We start from the raw sequence: 14,022 nt of genomic DNA, 5'->3' as shown, positions 1-14,022 counted from the left end.
TAAAGCGCAAAAACACTGAAGCGAAAAGCATCGGTGTTTTTTGCGCTTTCGGGCACAGATGCTACTTCAATCCTATTGTAGAAGTGATTTTGTATGTAAGGAATTTGTAAGGAATAGGTAAGAAAAAAGAGATTTTCATTGTGTAGGATAAAAATATAAGGAGGCATGAAGGGGGGGGAAAAGTACGGCCTACATATAAAACAAATAATCAGTAACAAGAGTGTTTTAAGGAAAAGAAGTAATTTCTATGGTTAATATGTATGTGGAAAAAGAGTGATTTAGAGATTGTTAGAACACAATGGTGTTTGTGAAAATAATGATTAGTACGTTGATTGCAAATTCAGTGTTGACTTTTATCATTGGGAGAGTTGATAGCTGTGTGGTTAGCATATGACATAGTTATTAACCATCAATACGATTTTAATAGAAGAGAGGAATTCTTTATGAAAACAAGCAGTAAAATTACATGTGCAAGTCTAGCACTTTTAATAGGTGGAAGTTCCCTGTTATACATAACACCAACATCAATTGTAAAAGCAGAATCTACGCAAAATGTATCTAGTTCGTTACAAACAAGTACGAAAAGCGATCGTACTTCCGTTAAGAAAGCAATGCGAGATGAACTGCAACTTGGATACCCGGGAATACTCGCTAAAATTTCTAAGGGGGGTAAAACTTGGAGTTATAGTGCTGGGGTAGCAGATCTGAAAACTAAGAAACCAATGAAAGCAGATTTTCGCTTTCGCATTGGCAGTGTGACGAAAACGTTCATTGCAACAGTTCTACTTCAATTATCTGGAGAGAACCGTTTGAATCTAGACGACTCCATTGAAAAATGGTTACCTGGTGTTATTCAAGGAAACGGATATGATGGTAACCAGATTACGATCCGGCAAATATTGAATCATACAAGTGGTATTGCTGACTATATAAATTCAAAAGACTTTGATATTACGGATATAAAAAAATCGTATACGGCTGAAGAATTTGTAAAGATGGGGATTTCACTTCCCCCAGACTTTGCCCCAGGAAAGGGTTGGTCTTATTCAAATACAGGATATGTAATACTAGGAATCCTTATTGAAAAAGTAACAGGAAACAGCTATGCGGAAGAGGTTGAAAATCGGATTATTGAACCGCTTGATTTGTCAAATACATTTCTACCTGGTAATTCAAGCGTGATTCCAGGCACCAAGCATGCCCGTGGCTATTTGCAACTAGACGGAGCGAGTGAGCTAAAAGATGTTACTTATATTAACCCAGGTAGCTCGGATGGAGATATGATTTCTACTGCTGACGACTTAAACAAATTCTTCTCTTGCTTACTAGGTGGCAAATTATTGAAGGAACAGCAACTAAAACAAATGCTTACTACAGTCCCTACAAATAGAGAGGGAACCGGATATGGTCTTGGAATACTTGAAATTAAGCTTCCGAACGGTGTCTCGGTATGGGGACACAGGGGGGCCGTTCCAGGGTTTTCCACTTTTGCTGGTGGAACACTTGGAGGTAAACATACACTCGCTATCAATTCGAACAGTTTAAACCTTAATAACCCGGAAGTTTTTAAAAACATTTTACTTGCTGAATTTAGAAAGTAGGAAAAACGGATAAATTTTGTCATTTGTAATTTCCATCGGAATGGATTACCGCTTGAAAGAGTATAGAGGGATTAAGTATCTAGAAACAATCAAGTCAATCATGAAGGATGGCTAAGGGGTTACATTGGCCGGTTAAAAGAGCAACACATATAATGAGTGATTATTATATATACTATTGTATTTGTATGGGTATTGTCACTAATTGTAAATTTATATAAGGTGGGAAGTCTAATTTAAGACTTCCCACTTTTTCCGTTTAACAGCTTTTATTGTGAAGCTATTAACAATAGAAAAAGGAGAATGTAACTAGTTATGCAGATGAATCTTGGTACATGCGCTATGTAGGATTTTTTTTGGGGATATACAAAAAATAAATTTAGAAGAATATATGAATTAGAGACAAGAAAGCTCAAGTGAATTGAAAACCTTTACTTTTTTGTTTTGGAAATAGTATTTAATTAAACAGTATGGTACTTTATTTTAATAATTGAACAACTGCCTACTAAAAAATTTGATAGGCAGTTGCTTTGCTTTTGGGTGAAAAAAATGATTTTTCTTTAATCTGTAATAACAGTTATAAATTAATTTTAATTATCTTATGAAATAGGGAAAATCAATATAAGTTATAATTATTACTTGTTTTTTTGTTTTACTTGTTCTTTTAATTCATCAAGGGTCTTACCGCTAATATTGTCAGTAATAGTTTCATGTATTTCATTTTTTAATACAATTGTTTTTCCTGCAAGTTGTGCTTTGGAAGACATTTTACTTTCATTAATAGTTTCTATGTTTGTCTGAAGGTCTGCTTTGTTATTTTCATCAAAGGTAATTGCGAATGGTTCAATTGCTCCGTAGTAGTTACCAAATAATTGATCCTTCTTCAAAAACATCATATATTTTTTATTAACCATAGGTTCGATATATAAAGGATCCTTATTTTGCACCTCTTTAGTAGTTATCTTAGTAGCCTTTTTTGTAACTGTGCCATCTGGTGCAACAACTGCATTAGAATCTTCAAGTTTTACAGTTTCAGCGAAACGATGATTGATTTTTATTTGTTTATTTTCATTCACACCTTTAATTGTTTCGGAAATGTTGAAATTATATAGATGTCCTTCAACGTAATTTTCTTTGTCCTCTTCCGATGGATTACTTGGATTACGTGCCATATTCCACTTAGAGTCAAGACCTTCATATTCACCGATTACAACTAGATCTGCTTCATTAATCATTTGATTTAAATCACTTGTAGCAGGGAAATCTTTACTGAGAATAACAGTTTCGGTATTCTTATCTTCTTCAGCAACAGGGGAGAAGTGACTATTAAATGCTGAATATCCTCCCAAACCAATTACTGTAGCCAAAGGTATTGCAATTACCATAGTTTTTGCTTTTTTACTTAACATTAAGAAATCATCTCCTTTTTCTGTTAATAGATTGCATTTACACCATTTTTATCGTCAGTTTGAGGGACATGCATAGTAGTACGATTACGATTGCTGTTCATAATTGAAGTACCACTGTTGTGACCTATTCCTATTGCATGACCAAACTCATGGACTCCTGTACTTTTAGCAACATTTGATTTTGTAATATTTGTATTACCTGCGTTAATATCACCAGCAAATTTCGTTACTTTTTTAGTGGATGTATTATAAGATGTCTTCATTCTTCCATAATAAGTAGAGGAACTTTCAAACCAAGAGTTTAATGTGTTCACAGAAGAAGAGGAAACTGTAAAATTAATACGAGAAGCAGTGTACCAGGCTGAATCGGCAGCTTGCCAACCAGATTTGATGATACTTGAACCATCGTCTAATCTGTCTCCCCATTTATATGTAGCTGATTTTGAAGGCAGCTTCCATCCTTCTTTTACATAAGCCTCTGAAACGCCAACGCTTGAAAAAACAAACACAGTACCTAATAAAAATGCAGTAATCCCTTTTTTAAAATTCATATTATCCCTCCAAAGATTATTTTTAACAAGAGAATTATAGCACCATTCTCTTCTTTTGGATTAATATTTAATTAACATTTAGAATATTTTGTATTGAGAAAATATAATTTAGGGAGACTTTATTATAATGTATAAATATAAAGCAATGAAATGGTGTCTATGTTTATTCATATTTACTTTTTTAATTATTATTGGTAAAACAATTTGGTCCAGTATAGATGTGGCAGGAGTGTCTAGCGTGTCATCGAATTCTGAAACTATAGTATTAAATAAGACATTCAAAACTACAAATCATTTAAGCGAAATGGTTGAAGAAGCAGACGTTATTGTACTAGGTGAATATGACGGCTTATACTCTAAATGGAATATGGCAAACAGTTCATCACATGAGATTCAAAGTGAAGATGTTGAAGGCCATTTGTTTAGTTTTCATGTCAAAGAAATCTTAAAAGGGGACTATGTAAAGAATGAAATCTTAATAAATCATAGATATTCAGAAAATCTCGTATTAGAGGAAAGTAATGAAATCATTGATAAAAATGGAATCATTCTGAAAGGTGCTACGAAAGTGTTTACTAAAAAAGTAGAAAATAAAGATCCATTGTATATAAAACCAAAATCCGAGGAGACATATATAGTTTTTTTAAAAGAAAATAATAAACTTGGACATTTTTATCCAGCTTTAGAACCTTTTATGATTGAATTTGATGTAAGAAATATTGCACACCTAAAGAGCAATCTAATAAATTGGGATAAAAATAAATATAAATTTGAAACAAAGGTTAAGAATAAAACTTTTTATATTGAAAATGACATAGATTCAACGATCAAAGATAATATTAGCGGAAAAAAATTGAGGGACATTAAGGATTTTGTGAAGAGGACTTCAAAAATGAAATAACATTGTAATAAGTTATATTTCTATTATTAATTGAAAGTTATTACCCTATAAATTCAGTCATTTATTATATAACTGAGTACATAAAAAATGAACTGAATTCTAATAAATAACGTAAAAGCTAAAAGATTTTCGCTTTGAGAACATCTTAAAATATTAAATTGATGGTAACTTTGTTGTAGCTCTTTAAACATACCTATATTAAAACCCAAATTTCTCAATTTAATGCTGAGATATTTGGGTTTTTTTAAAGTAATCAATTTTTTAAAAAATTTTTAGAAATTTAAAGATAAAGTATTGTATACATGTAAGTATGATTAAAAATGAAAAGTTGTAAATGCTAAATTTAATTAAATACGCTTTACTCTCTTTACCATTGGCCTGAGTGAATAGTTTATAGGAAATTACACTGGCTAAAGATGCGATAATTGTTCCAAGCCCTCCAATATTTACTCCTAGTAATAAAGCTTTCCAATCAGAAGTAAAGTTTGATAGAAGAATTGAAGTAGGAAAATTGCTAATCAATTGACTCAAGAATATGGAACTAAAGAAGACTGAAGTATCTCCTCTTAAATTAGCGCGAGCAAATGTCTCCAGCGCATCGGAATGGGAAATGTTTCCGATAAAAATAAAAAAACAGACAAAGGTTATTAGAAGAAAGTAATCGATCTTAAATAGTAAGTTTCTATCTAACGTAAATGCTGCCATCAATGTAACTATTAGCGCAATGTAATAATTAATGACACCAAAAATAGATGCAATGATAGTGATAAGTATCAAAATCCAGATGGTAGCTTTTTTTCGATTCTTCACGGTAATAACAGGTAGTTCTATTTTTAAATCTGTTTTTTGAAGTTTTTGAGTACATATAAATAACAAACTGATTCCAAGTACAGCTAAAAGCAGGATTGAACCTAAAAATGGGATGAGCTTAATTCCATAGTAAGAATATAAGTATAAATTTTGTGGGTTTCCCATAGGCATCAAGCTACTGCCGATGTTTGCCGCAATTGTTTGCAGGATGATTGTATCCATCATGTTCATTTGTGTTTTTTTACTAATGACAAGTGTTATTGGAACAAAAGTGAGGAGAGCGACATCATTTGTTACAAACATGGAGCAAATAAAGCATAACAAAATTAGAATAATAGATATTGACCTGCTGTTATTGCATTTATTTAAAATCGCAACGGCAAGTTTGTCTAATATTTTTAGCTGTTCCAAGGCCTTAATGGCCACCATTAGATTAAATAAGCTAATTAACACTTCAAAGTTAATATATTCGATCTTTGGCGAATGTATTAAGCAGCTTACAATTGCTAGTATCAGTGAAATGGTAAGTACTAAATCCTTTTTTAAAAATTCGAATTTCATAAGGAGTCTTTTTTTACTTTGAACGAATACTATTTCTTTCACAATACACCACCTGTAATCTATGTTAGTAGAATGAAACGCAAAGGAAATATACATTTAATAATAGATATTCAACAAATCTCACTAGGGGATTAATTGAGAAAACAAATGTTTTTTGTATGATACCATAAATAAATTAAATGCTTTATTTTTTTAATATTCTTATAATATTCTATTGATTCTTGATTTCAAATACTTTATATGAACTTCTAAAAGAGAAAAAGTATGCATGTTTTTATGAAGAAAATAGAGGCTTGTCAAAGGATAGGTAGAACAAAATCTGTGACGTTTGGATACTGTATAAAATTCACAAAATCTAACTGTTTTTTTAGATGAAAAATCTTAAAATATTTTTTTGTTTTTATAAAAATCTGTACTTTTTCGTAACATTCTGTACTTTTAATTATAAATTAAAGACAAGCTTCTCTTAGTTAAAGATTGAAAGCGCTTTATAGGTTTTCGTGAAATTTTTACCTAGCCTATTTTTGAGATTAGTAGTAAGAAAGGAGATATTTCCATGTTCTTAAGAAAATTAACAAAAAACCAGTTAATCACTATTGATTATTATGATTTAAATGTAAATCACCGGTAAATGAAACAAACATAATAGTACAACAACATTAGTGGATAAGAATATTAGTTTTGCAGAAGGGGATAGAGCATCGTGTGTATAAACGGTAAGTTTTTAGAAGATTCAGTTTTGTAGTTGCGTGTTGCGATGTTTGTTTAAACAGGCCAATTCTATTCATATAGAAAATTTTTATCCTTGTTGTATTTGAATATGAATGAGGTATTTATGCCAAGGAATATAGGTGATTTTATATAGATTATGATAGATAAATTTTTGGTATGGAGTGATAATATGGAAAGATTTTTTGTAGAGTTAGTCGGATCAACAAATGATTTTTTATGGTCTAAATTGTTAATTATTATGCTTGTTATTTGCGGAATTTATTTTACATTTAAATTGAATTTTGTACAGTTTCGAATGTTAAAAGAGATGGTCCGTGTATTAATGGAGGGAAAAAGTGGTGCTAAAGATCAAGTCTCTCCTTTTCAAGCGTTTTGTATTGGTATGGCAGCCCGCGTTGGAACAGGGAATATTACAGGAATTGCGATTGCAATTGCATTAGGTGGTCCTGGAGCTGTATTTTGGATGTGGATTATTTCTATTATCAGCTCGGCATCTAGTTTTGTCGAAAGCACATTAGCACAGATATATAAAGTAAAAGATAAAACTGGTTTCCGCGGTGGTCCATCCTATTATATGGAAAAAGGGTTGAATAAACGTTGGATGGGAGTATTATTCTCTATTTTAATCACAATTACTTTTGGTCTTGTATTCAATTCAGTACAATCAAATACAGTTACAATTGCTTTTCAAAACTCATTTGGTACAGATCGTCTAACAGTTGGGATAATCATGGCCATTGCTTTCGCTGCGATTATTTTTGGTGGTGTACAACGTATTGCAAAAATGGCTGAATACAAGGTGGTATTTTTAGCGGTATTATACATTGGAGTTGCATTATTTGTTGTAGTTACCAACATATCAAAAATGCCGGAAGTTCTTTCTCTTATTGTTCAAAACGCATTTGGTTTTAAACAAATAGCAGGCGGTTCAATTGGTGCAGCACTTATGAATGGAGTTAAACGTGGTTTATTTTCAAATGAAGCTGGTATGGGAAGTGCACCAAACGTTGCCGCAACAGCAACAACAAGTCATCCGGTGAAACAAGGACTGATTCAAGCATTTGGTGTATTAACGGATACACTGATCATTTGTACTAGCACTGCCTTTATTATTTTGCTGTCTGATGCATATAAACAACCGGGATTAAATGGTATTGCACTTACACAAGCAGCATTAAGTGAACACATAGGTCCTTGGGCATCGGGTTGTCTTGCTATCTTTGTTTTTTTATTTGGATTTGGTGCGTTAATTGGCAACTATTATTATGGTGAAACAAATATTCGCTTCTTACATACAAGTAAAGTGTGGTTAATGATATACAGAATAAGTGTGTTGGCTATGATTGTATTTGGTTCTGTTGCAAAGATTCAAATTGTATGGGATTTAGCGGACTTATTTATGGGCTTTATGGTTATTATTAATTTAATTGCTATTACCTTACTTTCAAAAGTAGCATTTGCGGCGTTACAAGATTATATAAACCAGAAAAAAGCTGGTAAAGATCCTATTTTTTATAAAGAAAACATTAAAGGGCTTGAAAATATTGAATGTTGGGATAGTTATGAGAAAACTTCAAAAAAGAAAAGTGTGTAATAAGAAGGATATTCAGACTGCAATATGTCTGAATATTTTTCTTGGTTCTAGTGCAAATATTATTGATTATAGTAAAGAAAAAATTATTCTATATAAAGTTAATAGTACGGGGGAATATGATTAAATGATAAAGGATTCTAGCGTTCAAGTTGAGAGTCAAGAAAAAGTTTGCTTAGATCAATGGGTAGCTCATTATCGAACGTATGCAGCTAAGGGACGAAGCGCCAGTTATATTCCTGCTCTGAGGGAAATAAATGTATCGCAGTTAGGTATTTGTATAGTAAAGCCAGATGGAACAATGATAAAATCAGGAGATTGGGAGATACCTTTCACATTACAAAGTATATCAAAAGTAATCGGTTTTATAGCCGCTTGTTTAAGTCGCGGTATTTCTTATGTATTAGAACGAGTTGACGTAGAGCCAACTGGAGATGCCTTTAATTCAATTATTCGTTTAGAGATACATAAACCAGGAAAACCTTTTAATCCTATGATCAATGCTGGAGCAATTACGATAGCTTCACTTTTGCCAGGGACATCGGTGCAAGAAAAATTAGAATCTCTATACGTATTAATTGAAAAAATGATAGAGAAGCGTCCCGCTATTAATGAAATAGTATTTCAATCAGAATGGGAAACGGCTCATCGTAATAGAGCATTAGCATACTATTTAAAGGAGAATGGTTTTCTAGAATCAGATGTGGAGGAGACACTAGAGGTTTACCTAAAACAATGTTCGATTGAAATAAATACAGAAGATATTGCCTTAATAGGGCTTATACTAGCACATGATGGATATCATCCTATTCGCAAAGAACAAGTGCTCCCTAAAGAAGTAGCTAGGTTAACAAAAGCTTTAATGCTTACTTGTGGAATGTACAATGCTTCCGGAAAATTTGCTGCTTTCATTGGATTACCAGCTAAGAGTGGGGTATCGGGCGGAATTATGACACTTGTTCCCTCAAAATCTAGGAAGGATTTATCGTTTCAAGATGGATGTGGTATTGGTATTTACGGACCAGCCATTGATGATTATGGGAATAGTTTACCAGGAATTATGTTGTTAGAACATATTGCAAAAGAATGGGATTTAAGTATATTTTAAAAAGGAGCACAGATATTTTGGTGTTAGAGCGAGTCCAAAAGTGTTCAGACCTTATATTGTGTCTGAACATTTTTGAGTTATAAAGTATCTTTCTAAAGTAGAAGGGTGTAATGAATACTCACAATCTATAATGCTTTCGTTTATATCTTATTTATCAGTTTTTGAAAAAAATAGAGTAAGTATTGTATTAATGCAAATAGGTTTGTATACTGACTGTTAGGCGAAAGTGAGAAGTGATTATTTTGAATCTTAGTAATTTAGTAAAAAAAGACATCTATATTCTCGTTTTAATGATACTTACAGTACCCTTAGTAGGTGAAATAAAGTCATTTCCTTTAAATGAAACATTTAGAATGAGCTTTGGCGCACCAACATTTTTCTTTTTTTTGTTATTGTTTCGACGAATTCCAGCATTTTTACCGGGTTTTTTAACAGCGATAGTCGTGGTAGTATTTCGTATCTCAATGGATGTCATTATAAAGGGAAATATGGATTGGCTAGCCGCTTTTCATACTCACTATCCTAGTTTTTTCTTTTATTTTACTTATTCGTATCTCTTTCATTTAGCAAAAATCAAACGTTTTTATCATCAACCACTAATGATTGGTTTTATTGGTTGCATGATTGAAATACTGTCAGACTGTGTGGAATTAATGATTCAATATTTCGTATTAAAAACATCGATCACATCCGAGGCAATAAATGAGATCATTGTTATCGCATGTTCCCATAGTTTTATAGTTCTAAGCTTTTTCAATATGATGAAATTGTATGAAGCACAATCAAGGGAGAGACATATAAAGAAGCAAAATGAACACATGCTCATGCTCATCTCTAATTTATATGAAGATGCTGTTCATTTAAAGAAAACATTACAAGATGCTGAGAATATAACAAAAAAATCCTATGATTTATATAAAACCTTAGACTCCTTTGAGCACAAACAGATGGATTTTCAGTTTGAGGATTTAAGGCAACAGGCATTACAAATTGCTGGTGAGGTCCATGACGTTAAAAAGGATAACCAACGTATTTTTGCGGGACTTTCAAAATTAATTTCTGATGAAAGTTTTACAGATTATATGTCTGTGCATGAACTAGTAAATATCATTATACGGGCAAATACGAAATATGCACGGTTGCTAGAGAAAGACATCCAATTTGTGTATAAAATTGATGGTGTGCATCCTCATTATCATATTTACACAATCTTATCTATTATAAATAATATCGTTACAAACGCTGTAGAAGCTATCCAAGGTATGGGAACCATCACAATTGACATTAATAAAGACCACCATTTTGTTGAATTTCAAATAGGCGATAATGGTCCTGGTATTTCTTCAAAATATAAAGATTCAATTTTTGAGCCTGGGTTTACTTCTAAATATGATGATTTAGGCAACCCATCGACAGGTATCGGATTATCGTATGTTAAAGAAATGGTCGAACAACTTGAAGGTGATGTTACGCTTGAGGACAGAACCGAAGGAAAAGGATCAATTTTTATAATTAGATTAGGGATTGATCATATAATTTCGAAAGGGTGATTCTATGTATTTTTATATAGTAGATGATGAAAAAGCGGTTCGCTCAATGTTGGCTCAAATTATCGAGGATGAAGATCTTGGGGAGGTTATAGGGGAAGCTGAGGATGGTTTATCTTTAGAGCAACAAATGGTAATCCTTAAAAATATAGACATTTTATTTATCGATTTGTTAATGCCGAATCAAGATGGAATAAAAACAATTCGTCAAATAAAGCCTTCGTTTAAAGGGAAAATCATCATGGTCTCTCAAGTAGAATCAAAAGAATTAATTGCTGAAGCTTATTCGCTTGGTGTTGAATACTATATTATTAAGCCAATTAACCGGATTGAAGTATTAACAGTTGTTCGGAAAGTCATTGAACGAATTCGTTTGGAAAAATCAATAAAAAACATTCAAGAATCGCTTAATATGGTACTAAAATTGGATAGTAATTTAAGTACGCAAGAAAAATACCGTAGTGAAAAATATTTAAATACTTTCAATCATTTTCAAAATTCCATTCATTTTCTTTTGTCTGAATTAGGAATAGCCAGTGAAAGTGGAAGTAAAGATTTAATGGATATGCTAGATTATTTATATAAATATGAACAAGATAACACGTTGGAGCAAGGCTTTCCCTCACTAAAAGAGATTTTTATGAATTTGGCTCAAAAAAAACTTGGGGATTCAGCTGAAGATGCCGAATTAAAAAGGTTCATAGAAGCTTCCAAACAACGGATTCGGAGAGCAATTTATCAATCATTAAACCATTTAGCATCCCTTGGACTTACTGATTTTTTAAACCCGAAGTTCGAAAATTATGCTTCTAGATTTTTTGATTTTACTACCGTAAGGAGAAAGATGACAGAATTGAATAATGAACCAACATTACCTGCTCGTATTGATACGAAAAAATTTATTCAAGTTCTTTATTTTGAAGCAAAACGAATACACCTGGAGTTAAGATGATAAACTCTTGCTAATTATTATTTTCAATTGATAGATTGATAATTGTTTTAATGTTATTTTTTTATATAATTTTTCTTTTTATTCTCCTTTATTTCATATTAGTTTTAAAATCAGAAAATTCCGTATCGATTCGGTAGAAGTGTAGGAACTTAGAACAAAAGAATATGTAGTTTTTATTTTTTTCAACATTAATATTCATAAAAAAAACGAGTATTTTCACAATAAAATATAAATACATAGTAAGTTGAATTGAAAAAAAGATGCTATCTTCTAGCATCTTTTTTTCTTTAAGAGGAAATATCATTGATCCTTATATTATTTGAAATTCAAATGCGGGCATATAAATAAGGGAAAAGGAGATAATATTTAACAAATTATAATTGGAAATGGTATTTTAGGTCAGAAATGTTTTTATACTAATTAGGTTATTGGTACTAAAAAAGCATAATGTCTCGCTTTTCTGCTCTTTAATCTTATTGTTATTTTTTATTAAGTACATATCGTTTTTTAGAAATCTCAATCCTAGCAGAGTATATAAATTGGGTGATAAAAATGTGGAACATAATTACTTCTTATCTTCCAGATTGGAAAGTCTTTGTACAAGCGTTTATCTTGTTTTTAATTCCGTATACTATCTCAAGATTTTTTCATTGGGTTCGTATGTCAGAGAAAGAGTGGGAAGAATGAGTTGGTGGAAGTCAAGAGACAAACAAGTGAAAAAAAATAATATTCAAAGTAAAACGAAACAAGAGCATAAACCATCTCAAAATGCAAACGTTCATTTCACAAATGATTTTGCCTCTAACTTAGAACTTATAAAGCAACAAATCGGACATAATTCTGATGTTCGCTTTCGGAAGTTTAATATTGGACGCACAGATATTCAGGCTGGGATCGTTTTTGTTGATGGTCTATCAGATAAAGAGATAATTGACAAACATATTATGAAATTACTAATGGATGATTTTTCTGATGAATATAAAAATGAATCTTCTTATGTGGAGGGGACTGTTTCAAAAGAATATATTAAAAATAAAGTTCTTACAATTAGTGAAGTAGCAGAAGTCCATTACATAAAAGATTTAATACCCAAAGTATTGATAGGTTCAACAGCTCTTTTAATTGATGGTTTAGCAGATGTGTTTATTCTTGGTACAACAAAAGCAAATAAACGAAACATGGAAGAACCAGTATCGGAGGCATTAGTCAGAGGGCCACGGGTCGGTTTTACTGAAGTATTAAGTGATAATACCTCACTTTTGCGACGACACTGTGCGGATGAGAGCTTATCATTAGTAAAGCTACCAGTAGGAGAGCGTGCAAAGAAAGAGCTAGTTGTCGCATTTATTAAAGATCTTGCTAGTACAGAATTGGTGGAAGAAATAAAAAACAGAATTCAGAAAATTGACATAGATAGTGTACTCGAATCTGGTTATATAGAGCAACTCATTGAAGATAATTATCTAAGTCCTTTTCCGCAGATTCAAAATACAGAACGACCTGATCGTGTTATTAGTGCTTTGATGGAAGGTCGAGTAGCTATTTTGTTAGATGGAACACCATTTGTTTTAATTGCTCCAGTTACATTTAGTATGCTACTGCAATCACCAGAAGATTATTATGAAAGGTGGCTTCCTGGTACGCTTCTCCGCTTATTACGCTTCATGACAGCTTTTGTTTCATTATTTGCTCCAGCACTGTATATTTCTTTCATTTCGTTTCATCCAGGATTAATTCCCACTAAGCTCGCTATTTCTATTCTCGGATCGCGAGAAGGAGTTCCTTTTCCCGCTTTAATAGAAGCGTTAATTATGGAAGTAGCTATCGAAGTTTTACGAGAAGCGGGTTTACGTCTGCCTAAACCAATTGGACCTGCAATGGGAATTGTGGGCGGTTTAATAATTGGTCAGGCTGCCGTAGAAGCAGGAATTGTTAGTCCAATAATGGTTATCGTTGTTGCGGTAACAGCTATTTCTTCTTTTACTATTCCGCAATATAGTGTGGGAATTACGTTACGCATTCTTCGTTTTGTAGCTATGTTTTGTGCTGCGATATTTGGCTTGTATGGAGTTATTCTCTTCTTTCTTTTACTTTGCAGTCATTTAGTGAAACTGAAAAGTTTTGGCGTTCCTTATACTAGCCCTGCTGTTCCGTACCGATTTAGTGATTGGAAAGATTTTATGGTTCGCATGCCATTAAAAATAATGAGACGTCGACCGAAAATAATGCATACCAAAAAAACTAACCGCAAAAGGTAGCTGA

11 protein-coding genes are annotated in these 14,022 nt (G+C 32.2%); 8 read left to right on the top strand and 3 right to left on the bottom strand.

Annotated elements, in window-relative coordinates; translation table 11 throughout:
- Nucleotides 1–443: 443 nt before the first annotated feature.
- Nucleotides 444–1,601, top strand: coding sequence for a serine hydrolase domain-containing protein (locus ACTFO4_RS12925; protein WP_098583007.1), 1,158 nt, complete (start codon nt 444–446; stop codon nt 1,599–1,601).
- Nucleotides 1,602–2,233: 632 nt separating this feature from the next.
- Here ACTFO4_RS12925 and ACTFO4_RS12920 read toward each other — a convergent pair.
- Nucleotides 2,234–3,007 (bottom strand): hypothetical protein, encoded by a 774-nt coding sequence (locus ACTFO4_RS12920; protein WP_000949362.1) that lies wholly within the window; start codon nt 3,005–3,007, stop codon nt 2,234–2,236.
- 23 nt (nt 3,008–3,030) lie between these two features.
- The gene (locus ACTFO4_RS12915) at nt 3,031–3,558 is read right to left on the bottom strand and encodes a matrixin family metalloprotease (RefSeq protein WP_001009605.1); all 528 of its coding nucleotides are present in this window, start codon (nt 3,556–3,558) and stop codon (nt 3,031–3,033) included.
- A gap of 127 nt (nt 3,559–3,685) precedes the next feature.
- On the opposite strand from ACTFO4_RS12915, the gene ACTFO4_RS12910 reads away from it, so the two are divergent.
- Nucleotides 3,686–4,459, top strand: a complete 774-nt coding sequence (locus tag ACTFO4_RS12910; protein ID WP_000280045.1) for a hypothetical protein — start codon at nt 3,686–3,688, stop codon at nt 4,457–4,459.
- Between the two features lie 261 nt (nt 4,460–4,720).
- Here the strand turns inward: ACTFO4_RS12910 and ACTFO4_RS12905 are convergent, their stop codons facing one another.
- Nucleotides 4,721–5,872, bottom strand: coding sequence for an anion transporter (locus tag ACTFO4_RS12905; RefSeq protein WP_000659305.1), 1,152 nt, complete (start codon nt 5,870–5,872; stop codon nt 4,721–4,723).
- A gap of 859 nt (nt 5,873–6,731) precedes the next feature.
- Between ACTFO4_RS12905 and ACTFO4_RS12900 the strand changes: the two genes are divergently transcribed.
- From ACTFO4_RS12900 to ACTFO4_RS12875, 6 genes are all read left to right on the top strand, one after another.
- Nucleotides 6,732–8,156 (top strand): alanine/glycine:cation symporter family protein, encoded by a 1,425-nt coding sequence (locus ACTFO4_RS12900; protein WP_000439281.1) that lies wholly within the window; start codon nt 6,732–6,734, stop codon nt 8,154–8,156.
- Between the two features lie 124 nt (nt 8,157–8,280).
- Complete coding sequence (gene glsA, locus ACTFO4_RS12895; protein WP_000588662.1) at nt 8,281–9,261, top strand: glutaminase GlsA; 981 nt, start codon at nt 8,281–8,283, stop codon at nt 9,259–9,261.
- A 233-nt stretch (nt 9,262–9,494) separates the two neighbouring features.
- A complete protein-coding gene (locus ACTFO4_RS12890) occupies nt 9,495–10,811 on the top strand; it encodes a sensor histidine kinase (RefSeq protein ID WP_000584790.1) in 1,317 nt (438 codons plus the stop codon).
- 4 nt (nt 10,812–10,815) lie between these two features.
- Nucleotides 10,816–11,760, top strand: a complete 945-nt coding sequence (locus tag ACTFO4_RS12885) for a response regulator (protein WP_440014396.1) — start codon at nt 10,816–10,818, stop codon at nt 11,758–11,760.
- A gap of 552 nt (nt 11,761–12,312) precedes the next feature.
- Nucleotides 12,313–12,447: a hypothetical protein gene (locus ACTFO4_RS12880; RefSeq protein WP_000267088.1), complete on the top strand. Its 135-nt coding sequence runs from the start codon at nt 12,313–12,315 to the stop codon at nt 12,445–12,447.
- Nucleotides 12,444–14,018 (top strand): spore germination protein, encoded by a 1,575-nt coding sequence (locus tag ACTFO4_RS12875; RefSeq protein ID WP_440014395.1) that lies wholly within the window; start codon nt 12,444–12,446, stop codon nt 14,016–14,018. Before ACTFO4_RS12880 ends, ACTFO4_RS12875 begins: the two co-directional genes overlap by 4 nt.
- Nucleotides 14,019–14,022 lie beyond the last annotated feature (4 nt).

Source organism: Bacillus cereus group sp. MYBKT14-1 (assembly GCF_051915185.1).
GTDB lineage: Bacteria > Bacillota > Bacilli > Bacillales > Bacillaceae_G > Bacillus_A > Bacillus_A cereus.
The sequence above is the reverse complement of the archived record's forward strand: the minus strand, read 5'-3'. Positions and strand labels throughout refer to the sequence as shown.

What these genes read in the sequence shown, in the direction of transcription:
- glsA (WP_000588662.1), top strand. Translation starts at nt 8,281, where the DNA reads ATGATAAAGGATTCTAGCGTTCAAGTTGAGAGTCAAGAAAAAGTTTGC.
- ACTFO4_RS12900 (WP_000439281.1), top strand. Translation starts at nt 6,732, where the DNA reads ATGGAAAGATTTTTTGTAGAGTTAGTCGGATCAACAAATGATTTTTTA.
- ACTFO4_RS12875 (WP_440014395.1), top strand. Translation starts at nt 12,444, where the DNA reads ATGAGTTGGTGGAAGTCAAGAGACAAACAAGTGAAAAAAAATAATATT.
- ACTFO4_RS12880 (WP_000267088.1), top strand. Translation starts at nt 12,313, where the DNA reads ATGTGGAACATAATTACTTCTTATCTTCCAGATTGGAAAGTCTTTGTA.
- ACTFO4_RS12885 (WP_440014396.1), top strand. Translation starts at nt 10,816, where the DNA reads ATGTATTTTTATATAGTAGATGATGAAAAAGCGGTTCGCTCAATGTTG.
- ACTFO4_RS12915 (WP_001009605.1), bottom strand. Translation starts at nt 3,558, where the DNA reads ATGAATTTTAAAAAAGGGATTACTGCATTTTTATTAGGTACTGTGTTT.
- ACTFO4_RS12920 (WP_000949362.1), bottom strand. Translation starts at nt 3,007, where the DNA reads ATGTTAAGTAAAAAAGCAAAAACTATGGTAATTGCAATACCTTTGGCT.
- ACTFO4_RS12910 (WP_000280045.1), top strand. Translation starts at nt 3,686, where the DNA reads ATGTATAAATATAAAGCAATGAAATGGTGTCTATGTTTATTCATATTT.
- ACTFO4_RS12925 (WP_098583007.1), top strand. Translation starts at nt 444, where the DNA reads ATGAAAACAAGCAGTAAAATTACATGTGCAAGTCTAGCACTTTTAATA.